We start from the raw sequence: 15156 nt of genomic DNA on the forward strand, positions 1-15156 counted from the left end.
GTCTCGTGCCAAGTCTCGTGCCAAGTGCGCCGGCACATCGGCACATCGGCGCGCCCGTGCCCGCCCGCCCGCTCGCTCGCTCAGCCGCGCTGCTGCGCCCTCAGCAGCACGCCGCGCAGCTCTTCCGGCTGCACCGGCTTGCGCAGCGCATGCCAGCCGCGCTCGACGGCGAGCCGGTGCGTGGCTTCGTTGATGTCGGCCGAGATCAGTGCGATCGCCAGCGAGGGCTTCTGCCGCTGCAGCCGCTCGGCCAGCGCGATGCCGTCGAGCGCGCCCGGCAGGCGGATGTCGCACAGCGCCGCGTCGAGCGCGCGCAGGTCGGCCAGCGCCAGCGCCTCGGCCGCGCTGGCGTACACGCGCGGCTCCACCGACCACTGGCGCAGCAGCGCGGCCAGGCTGTCGGCCACCACCGCGTTGTCTTCCACCACCAGCACGGCCATGCCGGGGCGCAGCGCGCCGGTTCCGGCATCGCCCTTGGCCGGTGCCGCGGCGGGCACGGCCAGCGCCGCATCGGGCGCCGCCGCCGGCAATTCGAAACTGAACACCGACCCGCGCCCCGGCGCCGAACGCAGCGACACCGCAATGCCGAGCTGCGTGGCCAGCCGCCGCACGATCGCCAGCCCCAGGCCGTGGCCGCGCTGCAGGTTGCGCTCCACGTTGCCGATCTGCTCGAAGTCGTTGAACACGCGCGCCTGCGCATCCGCCGCAATGCCGATGCCGTTGTCGCGCACCTCGACGCGCCAGGCCGGCCCGTTGGCGCGCCGGCGCGCGCGCACCGCCAGCAGCACCCGGCCGCGCGGCGTGAACTTGACGGCGTTGTCCACCAGGTTGGCCAGCACGCGGCGCAGCGACACGGTGTCGGTCCAGGCCACGGCACCCGGCGGGCAGCGCACGCCCACGCGGGCGTCGCCCGCCTGCCGCGCCAGCTCCTGCAGCAGCGGCGCCAGCGCCACCGCCGCGGGGCGCAGCGGATCGACGGCGGCCTCGATGCGGCCGATTTCGAGCAACTGGTTGGTCAGCCCTTCGAGCGCCTGCTGCGCGCGCGCCAGCGAGCCGACCGTGTGCTGCACCGCGGCCATGTCGGCGCCGCTGTTCAGCTGCTGGCGCAGCACCTCGGCCTGCAGGCCGATGGCCATCACCGGCTGGCGCAGGTCGTGGTTGGCGGCCGAGAAGAAGCGCAGCCGCTCGGCCTGCGCATGCTCGGAGGCGCGCAGGCCGGCCAGCGCCTGTTCGCGCAGCGTGCGCTCGTTGAGCCGCAGGCCGATGTTTTCCTCGAGCTGGCGCGAGCGCTCGGCCACCAGCTTCCACATCATGGCCGTGAGGCCGATGCCGATGACCGCCACGGCCATCATCACCGGCGCGCCCAGCCAGAGCCCGGTGACGATCACCGGCGCCAGCAGCAGCGTGATCGCCAGCTGCGTGGCCGGCGTGTAGAACGATACCGAGAAGGCCGACGACAGCGTCATGCCCATCAGGATCAGGCCCAGCAGCAACTGCAGGTCGGCGCGCTCGGGGTTGAACAGCAGCACGCCGGCCAGCCCGTGCGCCAGCTCCCAGACGGCGGTGCGCAGCGTGTGGGTGCGCTGCGCTGCGCGCAGCGTTCCGGGCGTGAAGGGCTCGGGCAGCCGTTGCGGGAAGAAGCCGCGCATGAGCGTCACCCCGGTCACCAGCGCGATCCAGAGCAGCGCGCGCACCGGCGAGTACTGCCAGGCAAAGAGCGCCGCCACGCCGCAATTCAGCAGGTACTGCACCAGCAGCACGGGGCCGATGGGGCGGATCGACAGCCGCAGCACCTCGCACTGGATCGCGAAGCCGTCGCTGCCGGCGGCCGCCTGCGGTACCGATGGCAAAGACGAAGGGGCGGGTGGGGTGGGATTCATCGGCGAATCGACTATATAGAGAAGGTGCGTGACGCGGCGACAATGGAGTCCCCTAGTCGGGCTTCCCGATGGCCAACTTTCCGTGAACGATCTCTCCTTTTTCCTGCCTTGCGCCGCCGGCGTCGAGGAATTCCTAGCCCAGGAGGTGCACGCCCTGACCGGCCGCGCCGGCCAGGACCTGCTCACCCTGCGCGGCGGCGTGCGCGTGCGCGCCGACTGGCGCGACGCCCTGAAGCTCAACCTGCACAGCCGCCTCGCGCAGCGCGTGCTGGTCGAGCTGGCCCATGCGCCCTACCGCAACGAGAACGACCTCTATGCCATTGCCAGCGGCGTGGCCTGGGAGATCTGGTTCACCCCGAAGCAGACCTTCAAGATCGAGACCACCGCCCAGCACAGCCCGCTGCAGAGCCTGAACTTCGCCACCCTGCGCATCAAGGACGCCGTGGCCGACCGCTTCCGGGCCAAGGCCAACGGCGTGCGCCCGAGCATCGAGACGCAGTGGCCCGACTGCCGCGTGTTCGCCCACCTGACCACCGACAGCTGCACGCTGTACATCGACACCTCGGGCGAGCCGCTGTTCAAGCGCGGCTGGCGCCAGGACAAGGGCGATGCGCCGCTGAAGGAAACCCTGGCCGCCGCCATGCTGGCCGCCAGCGGCTGGTGGAACCCCGAAACGGGCACCGTGTCGGAGCAGCCGCTGTACGACCCATGCTGCGGCAGCGGCACCATCGCCATCGAGGCCGCGCAGATCGCGCGCGGCATGGCGGCCGGCGCGCTGCGGCGCTTCGGCTTCGAGAAGCTGCTGCCGTTCCAGGCGCATGTGTGGGCCGCCATCAAGCAGGAGGCCGAGGCGGCCGCCAGCGACCGCAGCGTGGCCATCTTCGGCTCCGACGTGTCGCACCGCATGGTCGACTTCGCCGAACGCAATGCAGAGCGTGCCGGCGTGGCGCAGGCCATCGAGTTCCGCGGCGGCGACGCGCTGCAGCGCATGCCGCCGGTCGAGAGCGGCGTGATCATGCTCAACCCGCCGTACGGCGAGCGCATCGAGGTGGGCGGCGTGGCGGGCACGGGCCGTTTCGGTGCGCGCGAATCGGCGCAGGTCGAACGAGGCGCGGAAGGTGACGGAGGTGAAGGAGGCGACGGCGGCGAATTCTTCCCGCAGCTGGCCACCCACTGGAAGAAGAACTATGCCGGCTGGACCGCCTGGGTGCTCACGCCCGACCTCAAGCTGCCCAAGCAGATGCGCCTGAAGGAGTCGCGCCGCGTGCCGATGTGGAACGGCCCGATCGAATGCCGGCTGTTCCGCTTCGACATGGTGGCCGGCTCAGCGCGGAAGTAGCTCGCCTTCGGGCGGAGGCGGGTCCCGGGGCTCGGCGGACTCCCTGGACTCCCTGGCTTCCTTCGGCCGCACGCTGCACGCCGCATTGATGGTCCGCGTGGCCAGTTCGCGCGGCGCGCCGCCCAGCGTCATCGGGCGCACATCGTCTTCGGCGAAGTGCCGCACGGCCATCGGCTCGCCCACGAAGTTGGGCTGCGCGAAGTAGGTAGCACTCACATAGCGTGCATTGCGCGCCGCGCAATCGGCATCGACCTTGGCATCGAACGAACGGAACATGATGCCGTCGCGCGTGGTGCGCGGCTGCGCCAAGCTCAGGCGCAACTTCACGATGCGGTGCGTTCCCTCGGCTTCGACGCTGGTCGGATCGACCTGCACATAGTCGTTGCCGGCGTCGCCGGCCGAGCCCGCGAGGGTCAGCCACTCGGCCCGCGCACCCGCGCAGACGAGCAGGGCCAGGCAGAGCAGCGGAAATCGTTTCATGAAGGAAGAAGGCAAAGGACGTGAAGGCGCAGCGGAGGCGGCATTGTCCCGCGCCCAACCGACGCGAGGCTGACGTGAGCCCGCATGGTGCAACATCGGCGAAATACCCCACACATCCCATGACGTTGACAGAACCCTCGCAGCAAGCCGGCCCCGTCGTCATCGACACCAACATCGCGCTCGACCTGTTCGTGTTCGACAACCCCGACTGCGCGCCCCTGGCCAGTGCGCTCGCCGCCGGCGAACTGCGCTGGCTCGCCACCGCGCCGATGCGCAACGAGCTCGCGCGCGTGCTCGGCTACCCGCTCATCGTGAAGCGGCTCGCGCAGCGGCAGATGGAAGCGGCCAGCGTGCTCGCGGCCTTCGATGCGCGCGTGCACCTGCTGGCCGACACGCCGCCGCGTGCACCGTGCGTGTGCAAGGACCCCGACGACCAGGTCTTCATCGATCTCGCGGTGGCGCAGCGCGCGCGCCTCATCAGCAAGGACCAGGCGGTGCTCACCATGCGCAAACGTTTGGCCGCGCAAGGCGTCGTGGTGCAGGCGGTGCTCGCCGCGATGTGAACCTTCGTCGCCGCGCGAAAAAGGCTTACTTCGCGACGGCATCGCTTCGACTTCTAGACAACCGGGCCTCTCGGGTCTACTGATCGGCAAATCACGGAGGGAGTTGCCGTTGTCTCAGCTGTATAGACAAACCCGGCGGGTGTGCATCGCACCTGCCCGGGGTGCTTGCCATGCGCGCATATCGTCTGCCGTCGACCGCATAGGGTCTGGCATTTGCAAGGGCTCCCCACTATCTTCCGGCGCGCCGAAGCGGTTCGCACGGCCCCCACGCGGGCGTGCCTGAAGCGAACCATGCCGACTTCGAAGACCGCGATCGTTCACCGCCGCCGCGCACTCCGTGCGCGGTGCGGCCGGTTGCGGGAAATGCTTTCAGTCCTTCAAGCAAAGCCATGCCGAGTCCTCATCTGCGATCGCCGCGTCATCTGTTGCCCGAACTCGAGGTAGAGCTCGCACGCTCCACCGACCTGGGCTACGAGCCTGCCGAAGAAGTCGGCCTCGTGCGTTGCCTCGAGCACGGGTTTCCCACGCCGCTGGCGCGCTGGCATTGCCACGAGGAGTACGAGCTGCATCTCATCGTGGCCACGTCGGGGCAGGCCTTCGTCGGCGACTGGATCGGCTCCTTCGATCCGGGCCACCTCGTGCTGTGCGGGCCGAAGCTGCCGCACAACTGGATCTCGCTCGATGCACCAGCGGAGGGCGTCGCGCAGCGCGACCTGGTGATCCAGTTCCTGCACGACCCCATCTTCGAGGCCGCGCAGCGCATTCCCGAATTGCTCGAAGCGGTGCGCATGCTCGAGCGCGCGCGCTTCGGCATCGAGTTCTTCGGCATGGCCGAACGCGCCGAGCAGCACTTTCGCCGCGTGAAGGCCGCGCGCGGACTCAAGCGCTTCAGCCTGTTCTGCGACTTCCTCGCGGACATGGCGCAATGCGACGACTACCGGCTGCTGTCGGGCATGCAGACCGACGGCGACCCGCACCTGGAGAGCATCAACGACGTGGTCACTCGCATCGCCAACGAGCCTTCGAAGGACGTGTGCGCGGCCGACATCGCCGCCGAGCTCGGCATGCATGCGGGGCGCTTCAGCAGGCTCTTTCGTCGCGCCACTGGCCACAGCTTCCTGAGCTACGTGAACCAGGTGCGCGTGAACAAGGCCTGCCTCATGCTGATGCACAGCGACCGCTACGTGACCTCGATCTGCTACGAGGTCGGCTTCAACAACGTCTCCAACTTCAATCGAAAGTTCCTGGAGATCAAGGGCCTCACGCCGACCGAATTTCGCAGGCAGAGCCAGCTGCGATTGGAAGGCGCGATGAGTTCGGAGAACTAAAGACCACGGCTTATTGCGACACCATTATCAAAACGTCAATTTGTATTGGCAATCGCAAAAAGTGTATCGAACGCAATGCACGAGCGTCCCTACGATCCGGCTGCTTCTTCAGTCACATCATTCAGGAACCTCTTTCATGCAAATCAATCGCCTGACCCCTCTGAGCCGTCTCGTTGCCTCGAAGATCAAGATTCGCGGACAGGGCATGACGGAGTACCTGGTGATCCTCGGGCTCATCGCCATCGCCGCCATCGCCGTGTTCAGCTTCTTCGGCCAGACCATGCGCAACCAGGTCGCCGGCATGGCGCAGGAAGTGGGCGGCAAGACCGGCTCGGCCGAAGTCACCAAGGCACAGACCGCGGCCGGCAAGGCGTCCACCAACGCCGACGTGAACATGAACATGAGCACCTACACCAAGGGCGGCGCGGACGGCGCGAAGTAAGCCTCGCACACATCACGTCCTGAAACAGATCGCGTGATGCTCCCGACGGCCGCTTCGCTCTCCCGCTCCCTCTGCCTGGCCACTGCCGGTGCGCGCCGGCGCCAGTCGGGCCAGGCGATCGTGTACCTGGTGGCGATGCTGCCGATCATCTTTCTCAGCGTGCTGGTGGTCTACAACACCGCCACCTCCACGCGCGAGAAGATGAAGCTGCAGAACACGGCCGACGCGACCACCTACAGCGCCAGCGTGCTCACCGCGCGCAGCCTCAACTACCTGGCCTATACCAACCGCGCGATGGCCGCCAACGAGGCGAGCATCGCGACGCTGGCGAGCGTGCAGACCTCGATGGCCATGCTCATCACGAGCGCGGCCAACATCCAGGAGGGGCTGGTCGTCGCCGAGGCGCTGAAGGGCGTGCGCAACCTGGAGCGCAGCCGCATCCCGATCGTGGGCCCCATCTTCTTCCTGCAGTACCTGGGCAACCTCGCCAAGGCACAGCGCCTGCAGCGCACGGCGGACCGCATTGCCGGCTTCGTCGAGCCCTCGGCCAAGCCGCTGCAGATCGGGGCCGACATCCTTCGCGCGTTCAACCAGGGCATCTCGGCCAGCCAGGTCGCGATGCTCGTGGGCACGACGGCGCAGTTGCCGCAGCTGGTGAAGGACGTCGTCAACTCGAACGACCCCGACGCGTCGGTGCCGCCGGCGGAGACCGCGATCTTCGTCATCAAGTTCGTGGCCGACGTGGGCACCTATCTCAAGAGCTACCACCAGTCGGGCAGCCTCGCGTTCGACGACGACGAGTTCAACGAGGTGCTGCGCTTCGCGCATGCCGCGCAGGCCACGCGCGACGACTGGACCAAGAACCGCCGCTTCCTGCCCAACGTGCTCGGCTGGGTCGCCTCGGGCATGTCCGGCGCCATGCAGGGCATGATTTCCAGCAGCCCGGTCACGCCGCCGGGCTTCGGCGATGTCACCGGCGACATGATGGGCGGGCTGCTCGAGTGGAAGGGCGGCACCGAACTGGTCGCGACCGAAGGCATCGTGGGCGACGAGACCGGGCGCATCCGCTGGCAGTCGGCCGATTCGATCGAGATCAAGCTGCCCATCGGCGTGCTCTACACCGACCTCATCGGCGGCTGGGACGACATCCTGCGCGGGCGCTTCGGCCTGGGCGCCGGCGCGGCCGCCGCGGGCGGCCCCAACTACATGAAAAGCTGGGAAGGCCAGCGCCTCACGCTGCGCAGCTACGCCCGCGAGGGCCGCACCTACGGCGGCCTGAACGGCGAGATCGGCGACACCGCGTACATGGAGCGCGAGTCCTTCGAGCGGGCCGGCCGCGACAGCAACGGCGAGATATTGCTGGCCCCGATGGCCGTGCTGGTGTTCAACGCCAAGCTGCACTACAGCCCGCGCACCGACATCGGCACCGTCACCAAGAGCTGGGCCATGCCCCGCTTCACCGAGATCAAGGACCACCCGCCGATGGTGGCCAACGAGTCGGACAACTGGCTCGCGCAGAACGGCTTCAAGGGCGCCAACCCGCTCAAGTGGGGCAAGAACACCGACAAGGGCCCGGCCTTCACGCTCGTGGTGCAAAAGGGCGGCGACAAGGTGCGCACGGGCGAGGTCGCCGGCTTCGGCAACTCGGCGGCCGACGGCAAGGCCGGCCTGCGCGACAACTTCCAGGGCCGGGAGATCAAGGCGGTGTCGACCTCGCAGGTCTACTTCCGCCGGCCGCAGGACCGCTGGGCGCGCCGCGACAACGCGGTCGCCGATCCTTCGAAAGTGGGCAAATACAACGTGGGCTTCGCGGGCGGCTACATCGAGCACCGCAGCCTCTTCAGCCCCTACTGGCACGTGCACAACGTGGAGCCCTCGCTGTGGGCGCGTGCCATCGCCATGGGCGGCGCGGCCGTCGGCGGCTCGCCCGACGAAGACAACGGCAACTGATGAAGGACGCCCGCGCATGACCCGCCCACCTCGATGCTCGCCTCGGCGCCCGTCCGGACGCCTGCCTCGCGTGCGCCGTCTTTCGCGCACTGCCGCTGCCGCCGGCCATGCGATGGTCGAGACCCTGCTCATCGTGAGCTTCGCCGCCATCACGCTGGCCGCCATTCCGGCCATTGCCGAGTACGGCACCAAGCGCATGCAGACCGTGGCCGCGGCCAAGCTGGTGGCCTGGCAGCGCACCGTGTGGATGCCGGAAGAGCAGGGCATCGCCGCCACCGAAGCCAAGGGTGCGTCGGGTGCCATCAAGAAGACCGATGCGGAAATCACGCGCGACCTGCGCCGCCACATCTTTCGCGATCGCACCGAGCCCGGCATCTCCATCCACGCCGCCGACATCGCGGAGTTCGAGCCGACGCTGCCGGCGATCGATCCGCGCACCACGGCGGTCACCGCGTCGAGCACGGCCGCGCCCATGCCGTCGCTGCTCAATGCCAGCGACGTGGTGTTCGACGGCATCCGCGTGGCGCAAGCCGCGCTGGGGGGCAACGCGATCACCGGGCCGCTGGGCAAGTTCCAGATGGTGAGCAGCGGCTACCTGCGCCACGAGGTGAAGGTGAGCCAGACCAACACGAAGTTCACGCTGGTGCCCGCGCTGGACATGAGCGAGCAGGTCACCATGCTCACCGAAGCCTGGAACGCCGGCGGCACGAACCGCGAGGAATCCAAGATCCAGGGCCTGGTGCCGCTGAAGCTGCTCGACGGCGCCTTCTACCAGCAGCTGCGCGGCGGCATGCACCAGACGGCCTACCAGATCAAGCAGATCTTTCCGGCCTTCGACATGAACAACCTCACCATGGGTTTCACGCCGGGCGACGCCCTGGAGAAGACCCCGCTGGACCGCTTCGAGCGCATTCCGCCCGGAGCGACCGGCGAGACCGGCGGCGACGGCGAGGCGAACGGCGGCAGCGTCAAGGACCACTTCCGCTACTACCGCGCCTTTCCGCCGACCCCCGTGGTCAACACGCTGCCCTGATGACCGTGCCCGCGCCGTTCCTGCGATGGATGCTCGTTGCCGCCTGGCTTTGCCTGTGCGGCGCCCCGCAGGTGGCCGCCGCGGCACCGCCGCAACTGGACTGGCCGGCGATTCCGTCGCCCTCGGGCGCCAAGACCTTCTGGATCGCCGAGTACATCGAGCAGAACACCGTTCCCATGCAGATCCGCGGCATCGAGTCCACGGAGTCCATGGAGGCCGTGTCGCGCTACTACGAGAAATGGCTGGCCGACAAGGCCGGCTACGGCGTGAGCACCGTCGGCGCCTTGCGCGTGCTCGGCGCGCGCTTGGGCATGTACCAGGTCACGGTGCAGCTGCGCGCACGGCCCGAGGGCACGGCGGGGCGGCTGGTGGCCGCCAGGGTCTACGACGAAGTGCAGAGCGAGCAGCGCATGCAGGAGCGTGCCGAGCGCATCGGCAAGGGCTTTCCGCGCCCGGCCGGCTCGCAGGTGGTGTCGGACACGCTCTCCTTCGACGAGGGCCAGCGCAACCGCACCATCGTCGTCACCAACGGCGTGAGCGTGGAGACCAATGCGCTCTACCTGCGCGAACAGATGATCCGCCTGGGCTGGACCCTGCTGCAGGACCGCACCGTGGAGGGCGGCACGCGCTCGGCGCTGGTGTTCCGCCGCAACAGCGAGGAGATGGTCGTGACCATCTCCAAGCGCGACGACGGCTACTTCATCGTCGCCAGCCAGACCACGCCGGAATGAGAGCGACCGCCATGCGCCCACGTCACCGCCGCCTTCACGGCAGTCACCGTCGTTCTTCTTCCCGCGGCGCCCAGCGCGGGCAGGTCATCGCCGAATACGTGATCGTCGCCGGCATCCTGGCCGTGATGCTGTTCGCCACCTTCCCGGGCGCCGACCGTTCCGTGATCGGCCTGCTCATCAAGGCCTTCCGCGATGCCTGGTCGACCTACTCGTACACCCTTTCCTATCCTTTGTAGCCAGGCATGAAATCATCTCCGGGACTTCTCAAGTTCAAGCAAAGCGTCAAACGGCTGTCCCCCCTGATCGGTGCCCTGATGCTGGGCCTGCTGGCCGCGGGCCTGGGCTGGTATTACCTGCGGGCCAGCGAGCGCGAGATCGCCGCCAGCCTCGAGAAGGACGCCGACAGCCAGCGCCGCGACGTGGTGGTGGCGCGCCAGGCGCTGGGCGACGGCACCACGGTGCTGCCCGGCATGGTGGCCAAGCGCTCGGTGCCCAACGAGTACGTGCACAACGACGCGCTCACGCCCGAGACCTTCGCGCAGTTCGCGGGCCGCCAGCTCTCCGTGCCGGTGGCCGCGGGCAAGCCGCTGCTGGCCTCGTTCTTCTCGGCGCCGCGCAAGGTGTTCGCGCAGGAGATCGAGCAGGGCGTGCGCGCCATCACCATCCCGGTGGACGAGATCAGCTCCATCTCGGGCATGCTGCGCGCGGGCGACCGCATCGACTTCATGTACATGGTCGACAAGAACGCCGCCAACGATCCTTCGGTGGTGATCCCGCTGCTGCAGGACGTGGAGGTGCGCGCCACCGGCCAGATCACCTCGGAGCAGTTCGCCGCGATGCGCAAGCGCTCCGACGTCTCGGCCGACACCGACCCGTACGCGCAGCAACGCTATTCCACCGTCACCGTGGCGATCCAGCCGCAGGACGCGCAGAAGCTCATCCTGGCCCAGCGCCTGGGCAAGATCATCGCCACGCTGCGCAACCCCGATGACCGCGCCACCATGACCAGCGGGGTCGACGCGGTCGACCTCGACGCCATCGTGAGCGGCTTCAGGCCGCAGCGCGCGCGCCCGATGGCGGTGTCCAGCGCACCCGCGCGGCCCGGCGTCGAATACATCGTGGGCGGCGCCGGCAACCAGAGCCGGGCCGGTGGCGCGGGCCTGGGCGCCGCGCTGCCGCCGGCAGAACTGCCGGTGCGCTGAAGTCTTCCCGCCCCCCAGGCGCGTGCGTTTTCCTGATCTCCAGAAAAGTTCGATGAATCTCAAGCGATGCACCTTGGCAGCGACGGCGCTGTGTCTTGTTTTCCAGGCCCAGGCCCAGGCCCAGGGTCCGTACCCCGGCGCGGCGGCCTCGCCGGTGCCCCTCGGCACGGTGGCGCCTTCGGGTACAGGTGCCTCGGCAGCACCTTCGGGTGCATCGTCGTTCCCGGCGAGGCCCTCCGGCGTGCCGGTGTCCCGCGCCCCCGAAACCTCGCCGGGCATCCGCGCGCCCGCACCGCCACCGCAGCAGGCTTCCATCACCGAGGGTGAACTGCAGCGCATCGCCGCGCGCGCCACCGTGCTGCAGCGGCTGCCCGACACGCTCACGCTGTACGTCGGGCAGATGGTGCTGGTCAAGATGCCGGGCGTGGCCCGCGTGGCGATCGGCAGCGGCAAGGTGCTGGAGGCGCGCGTGCTCGACGGCGCCAACATGCTCATCACCGCGCAGGACGCGGGCGACAGCACCCTGCACGTCTGGGACAAGAACGGCACCGTGCGCAAGCTCAAGGTGCGCGTGAACGTGGTCGACCTCGACCGCATCGCCGACGAGCTGCGCGAGATCACGCACGGCATCTCGGGCGTGAACATCCGCCGCATCGGCGAGCGCATCATCATGGACGGCAACAGCCTCGACCCCGCCGCGGTCGAGCGCCTGAACACGGTGGCGCAGCTGTATGCGCCCGCGGTGGTGTCGCTGGCCACGGCGGAGCGCATCCGCGTGGACCGCATGGTGGACATCCAGGTGCGCATCGTCGAGTTCAGCAAGACCGCGCTGGACGACCTGGGCGTGCGCTGGCAGAGCTCGGGCGACGGCTTCAACTTCGGCCTGTTCTCGGACATCGCCTCCAGCGGCAGCTACCGCGTGCTGCCCGACGGCACCGCCTTCAACAGCGCCAACACCCCGAACCTGCTGACCCAGAACCGCCGCATGCCCGAGGCCTACTTCGGCATCGGCCTCACGCTGAGCTCGCGCATCAACCTGCTGGTGCAGCGCGGCAACGCCTTCCTGCTGGCCTCGCCCAACCTGTCCACGCGCAGCGGCGGCGAGGCCAAGTTCCTGGCCGGCGGCGAGATCCCGCTGCCCGCGCTCAGCACGCAGGGCGCGGGCTCGGTCGAGTTCAAGCCCTACGGCGTGCGGCTGAACATCAAGCCCATCGCCGACGGCGAGGGCAACATCTCGGGCAGCATCCTCACCGAGGTCAGCAGCATCGACCGCAGCGTGGCGGTGCAGGGCATTCCGGGCCTCCTGATCCGGCGCACCGACACCGAGTTCAACGTGAAGGCCGGCGAGACCATCGTGCTGTCGGGCCTGCTCAGCCGCGAGTCCACGCGCTCCAGCGACGGCGTGCCGGGCCTGCGCAAGGCGCCGATCATCGGGCGCGCCTTCCGCGCCGACAACGACACCGACAAGGAACAGGAAGTGGTGGTGTTCATCACGCCGCGCGTGGTCGACCCGGCCTACGGCCAGCCGCGCATCGAGCGCGCGCGCCAGCTGCAGCAGGACGTGGGCCGCAACTTCGGCACGCTGACCGAGGACAAGTCGGACCCCGGCGGTGCCCGCCCGCCGGCCACGAACGGTGACATCGGCGACATCGGCACCACGCCGGTCGGCACGCCCGGCCAGCCCGTTGCTCCCTGAGGCCCGCCGCCATGCACAAGGTCTTCGTCAATTCCCCGCAGCAGGCCGTGCGCGAGGTCCCGATCGACATCGCGGAACTCCAGGTCGGCAAGGACAGCGGCAGCCACATCGTGCTGTCGGGCTGGAACGTCGCGAAGCTGCACGCCCAGTTCGTGCTGCACGACGAGGAGGTGTTCGTGCAGGACCTGGGCAGCCTCTTCGGCACCTGGGTCGACGGCAACCGCGTCACGCGCTTCGGCCCCATGAAGGGCGGAGAAGAGATCATCATCGGCGGCCACACGCTGGTGGTGTCGCTGGACACGGCGCTGCGGCCCGCGGGCACCGAACCGCAGGACGCGGCCGACGCCACGCAGCTGGCCGAGACCTCGCTGGCCATCGAAGACCCGCTGCTGCAATGGCGCCGCTCGCTGCATCGCACGCTGCTGCAGCAGCTGGACAACCGCCGCATCGACACCGCGCAGATGAAGGACGAGGAGCTGCGCTCCAACATCCGCGCGCTGATCAGCGAGATCATCCGCGACACGCGCGACATGCCGGCGGAGCTCGACCGGGCGCTGCTGAGCCAGCAGCTGCTGGACGAAGCCATCGGCCTGGGCCCGCTGGAGGTGCTGCTGAAGGACGAGAGCGTGACCGAAGTGATGGTCAACCGCTTCGACGAGATCTGGATCGAGCGCGCGGGCCGGCTGGAGCGCACCAACGTCGCCTTCACCAGCAACATTGCGGTGCTGGGGGCCATCGAGCGCATCGTGACGCCGCTGGGCCGGCGCATCGACGAGAGCTCGCCGATGGTGGACGCGCGGCTGAAGGACGGCTCGCGCGTGAACGCCATCATTCCGCCGCTGGCGCTGCGCGGGCCCAGCGTCACGATCCGGAAGTTTCCGAAGAACCGCATGGGCCACGAGGGCATGATCCGCACCGGCTCGATCACCGCGCAGATGGTGGAATTCATGCGCATCGCGGTGGAGGAAAAGCTCAACATCATCGTCTCGGGCGGCACCGGCACCGGCAAGACGACGCTGCTGAACATGGTGTCGAACTTCATCCCGCCCAACGAGCGCATCGTGACCATCGAGGACGCGGCCGAGCTCTCGCTGGGCCAGCCCAACCTGGTGTCGCTGGAATCGCGCCCGGCCAACATCGAAGGCAAGGGCGCCATCGCTATTCGCGACCTGGTGCGCAACTCGCTGCGGATGCGGCCCGACCGCATCGTGGTGGGCGAGTGCCGCGGCGGCGAGGCGCTGGACATGCTGCAGGCCATGAACACCGGCCACGACGGCTCGCTGACCACGCTGCACTCGAACTCGCCGCGCGACGCGATGTCGCGGCTGGAGGTGCTGGTGACCATGGCGGGCATGAACATCCCGGTGGCGGCCATCCGCGAGCAGATCGCCTCGGCGGTCGACCTGATCGTGCAGCTCACGCGCTTTCCGTGCGGCAGCCGCAAGGTCACGCAGATCACCGAGATCACCGGCTTCGCCGACGGCGTGATCCAGATGCAGGACGTGTACGCCTTCCGCAAGACCGGCGTGGACGACACCTTCAAGACCGTGGGCCACTTCACCGCCGCGGGCACCGTGCCCGAGTTCTTCACGCGCCTGCAGGAGCACGGCCTGAAGCTCGACCTGGAATATCTCTTCGGGGAGACCGTGCCATGAAGGGAATGATCCTGCTGGCCTCCGTGCTCTGCGGCATGGGCTTCATCACGCTGTGCGGCTACCTGCTGCTGCAGCGCTCGCCGGAGCTGGTCGGCAAGGTCATGGCCAAGCTGCAGGCCAGCGGCCGGCGCACGCTGAACCTGTCGGAGTTCCAGGCGCAGCACGCGGTGGCGTTCGCGTCGGGCCATGCCTTCCTGGTGGCGCTGTGCGGCGCCGTCGGATGGCTCATCTCGGGCAACCTCATCGGCGGCGTGGTGGCGGCGATCGTGCTGTACCTGCTGCCCGCGCGCTGGTTCGCGTGGCAGCGCAAGAAACGCAGGCAGCAGATCGAATCGGAGCTGCCCGACGCGCTGCTCTTCATTGCCAGCGCGCTGCGCGCCGGCAGCGCGCTGTCGGTCGCCATCCAGGTGCTGGTGCGCGACCAGGTGGGGCCGCTGGGGCAGGAGTTCGGCCTGGTGCTCAAGGAGCAGCGCCTGGGCGTGAGCTTCGACGACGCCATCCAGAAGATGTCGCAGCGCCTGGGAATCCCCGACTTCGTGCTGGTGGTGGTGGCGCTGCGCGTGTCCAAGGAGGTGGGCGGCAACCTGTCGGAGCCGCTGCAGGTGCTGGCCGAGACGCTGCGCCGCAAGGCCATCCTGGAAGGCCGCATCAAGGCGCTGACGGCGCAGGGCCGCATCCAGGGCCTGGTGATGACGCTCTTTCCGCTGCTGCTGATGGGCGTGCTCTACCTGATGCAGCCCACCATGAGCCTGCTGTTCACCACGACCATCGGCTGGGTCGTGCTGACGGTGGTCGCCGTGATGCTGCTCTTGGGCTACGCGATGATCCGCAAGATCGTGGCCATCGACATTTGAGGC

Annotated in this window: 14 protein-coding genes; 12 read left to right on the forward strand and 2 right to left on the reverse strand. The window is 68.8% G+C overall.

The annotated features are described in order from the left end of the window. Nucleotides 1–80 precede the first annotated feature (80 nt). Nucleotides 81–1880, reverse strand: a complete 1800-nt coding sequence (locus tag BM004_RS15920; RefSeq protein WP_177206512.1) for an ATP-binding response regulator — start codon at nucleotides 1878–1880, stop codon at nucleotides 81–83. Nucleotides 1881–1962: 82 nt separating this feature from the next. On the opposite strand from BM004_RS15920, the gene BM004_RS15925 reads away from it, so the two are divergent. Further along, entirely contained in the window at nucleotides 1963–3219 is a 1257-nt protein-coding gene (locus BM004_RS15925; protein ID WP_093214737.1) for a THUMP domain-containing class I SAM-dependent RNA methyltransferase, read from the forward strand. Here BM004_RS15925 and BM004_RS15930 read toward each other — a convergent pair. Next, nucleotides 3205–3699 carry a surface-adhesin E family protein gene (locus BM004_RS15930; RefSeq protein WP_177206513.1) on the reverse strand — a complete coding sequence of 165 codons (495 nt, stop codon included), beginning with the start codon at nucleotides 3697–3699 and terminating at the stop codon, nucleotides 3205–3207. The genes BM004_RS15925 and BM004_RS15930 overlap by 15 nt on opposite strands. A gap of 119 nt (nucleotides 3700–3818) precedes the next feature. On the opposite strand from BM004_RS15930, the gene BM004_RS15935 reads away from it, so the two are divergent. The 11 genes from BM004_RS15935 to BM004_RS15985 all read left to right on the forward strand — a co-directional run bounded on the left by BM004_RS15935 (nucleotide 3819) and on the right by BM004_RS15985 (nucleotide 15153). Continuing rightward, on the forward strand, nucleotides 3819–4262 hold the full coding sequence (locus BM004_RS15935) for a putative toxin-antitoxin system toxin component, PIN family (RefSeq protein WP_093127156.1): 444 nt from the start codon (nucleotides 3819–3821) through the stop codon (nucleotides 4260–4262). Nucleotides 4263–4651: 389 nt separating this feature from the next. Then, nucleotides 4652–5590, forward strand: coding sequence for an AraC family transcriptional regulator (locus BM004_RS15940; protein ID WP_093127153.1), 939 nt, complete (start codon nucleotides 4652–4654; stop codon nucleotides 5588–5590). Nucleotides 5591–5726: 136 nt separating this feature from the next. Next, nucleotides 5727–6032 (forward strand): Flp family type IVb pilin, encoded by a 306-nt coding sequence (locus BM004_RS15945; protein WP_093127150.1) that lies wholly within the window; start codon nucleotides 5727–5729, stop codon nucleotides 6030–6032. A 36-nt stretch (nucleotides 6033–6068) separates the two neighbouring features. Then, nucleotides 6069–7982 carry a pilus assembly protein TadG-related protein gene (locus tag BM004_RS15950; RefSeq protein WP_093214741.1) on the forward strand — a complete coding sequence of 638 codons (1914 nt, stop codon included), beginning with the start codon at nucleotides 6069–6071 and terminating at the stop codon, nucleotides 7980–7982. Nucleotides 7983–8052: 70 nt separating this feature from the next. Further along, nucleotides 8053–9015 carry a hypothetical protein gene (locus BM004_RS15955; protein ID WP_256219914.1) on the forward strand — a complete coding sequence of 321 codons (963 nt, stop codon included), beginning with the start codon at nucleotides 8053–8055 and terminating at the stop codon, nucleotides 9013–9015. Continuing rightward, nucleotides 9015–9746 (forward strand): hypothetical protein, encoded by a 732-nt coding sequence (locus BM004_RS15960; RefSeq protein ID WP_093214744.1) that lies wholly within the window; start codon nucleotides 9015–9017, stop codon nucleotides 9744–9746. Before BM004_RS15955 ends, BM004_RS15960 begins: the two co-directional genes overlap by 1 nt. An 11-nt stretch (nucleotides 9747–9757) precedes the next feature. After that, entirely contained in the window at nucleotides 9758–9982 is a 225-nt protein-coding gene (locus tag BM004_RS15965; protein WP_093127141.1) for a hypothetical protein, read from the forward strand. 6 nt (nucleotides 9983–9988) lie between these two features. After that, nucleotides 9989–10948 (forward strand): Flp pilus assembly protein CpaB, encoded by a 960-nt coding sequence (gene cpaB / locus BM004_RS15970; protein WP_093127139.1) that lies wholly within the window; start codon nucleotides 9989–9991, stop codon nucleotides 10946–10948. A 52-nt stretch (nucleotides 10949–11000) separates the two neighbouring features. After that, nucleotides 11001–12644 carry a type II and III secretion system protein family protein gene (locus BM004_RS15975; RefSeq protein ID WP_093214748.1) on the forward strand — a complete coding sequence of 548 codons (1644 nt, stop codon included), beginning with the start codon at nucleotides 11001–11003 and terminating at the stop codon, nucleotides 12642–12644. An 11-nt stretch (nucleotides 12645–12655) separates the two neighbouring features. Continuing rightward, entirely contained in the window at nucleotides 12656–14299 is a 1644-nt protein-coding gene (locus BM004_RS15980) for a TadA family conjugal transfer-associated ATPase (protein ID WP_093214751.1), read from the forward strand. After that, complete coding sequence (locus tag BM004_RS15985) at nucleotides 14296–15153, forward strand: type II secretion system F family protein (RefSeq protein ID WP_093214753.1); 858 nt, start codon at nucleotides 14296–14298, stop codon at nucleotides 15151–15153. The genes BM004_RS15980 and BM004_RS15985 overlap by 4 nt, the downstream gene beginning before the upstream one ends. The last annotated feature ends 3 nt before the right edge of the window (nucleotides 15154–15156 follow it).

This window comes from Variovorax sp. OK212 (assembly GCF_900112425.1).
Lineage (GTDB): Bacteria > Pseudomonadota > Gammaproteobacteria > Burkholderiales > Burkholderiaceae_C > Variovorax.

Bases quoted from the DNA above. Each gene is read 5' to 3' on its own strand.
- BM004_RS15940 (WP_093127153.1), top strand. From the start codon at position 4,652: ATGCCGAGTCCTCATCTGCGATCGCCGCGTCATCTGTTGCCCGAACTC.
- BM004_RS15930 (WP_177206513.1), bottom strand. From the start codon at position 3,699: ATGAAACGATTTCCGCTGCTCTGCCTGGCCCTGCTCGTCTGCGCGGGT.
- BM004_RS15920 (WP_177206512.1), bottom strand. From the start codon at position 1,880: ATGAATCCCACCCCACCCGCCCCTTCGTCTTTGCCATCGGTACCGCAG.
- BM004_RS15935 (WP_093127156.1), top strand. From the start codon at position 3,819: ATGACGTTGACAGAACCCTCGCAGCAAGCCGGCCCCGTCGTCATCGAC.
- BM004_RS15980 (WP_093214751.1), top strand. From the start codon at position 12,656: ATGCACAAGGTCTTCGTCAATTCCCCGCAGCAGGCCGTGCGCGAGGTC.
- BM004_RS15950 (WP_093214741.1), top strand. From the start codon at position 6,069: ATGCTCCCGACGGCCGCTTCGCTCTCCCGCTCCCTCTGCCTGGCCACT.
- BM004_RS15945 (WP_093127150.1), top strand. From the start codon at position 5,727: ATGCAAATCAATCGCCTGACCCCTCTGAGCCGTCTCGTTGCCTCGAAG.
- BM004_RS15965 (WP_093127141.1), top strand. From the start codon at position 9,758: ATGCGCCCACGTCACCGCCGCCTTCACGGCAGTCACCGTCGTTCTTCT.
- BM004_RS15960 (WP_093214744.1), top strand. From the start codon at position 9,015: ATGACCGTGCCCGCGCCGTTCCTGCGATGGATGCTCGTTGCCGCCTGG.
- BM004_RS15985 (WP_093214753.1), top strand. From the start codon at position 14,296: ATGAAGGGAATGATCCTGCTGGCCTCCGTGCTCTGCGGCATGGGCTTC.
- BM004_RS15975 (WP_093214748.1), top strand. From the start codon at position 11,001: ATGAATCTCAAGCGATGCACCTTGGCAGCGACGGCGCTGTGTCTTGTT.
- cpaB (WP_093127139.1), top strand. From the start codon at position 9,989: ATGAAATCATCTCCGGGACTTCTCAAGTTCAAGCAAAGCGTCAAACGG.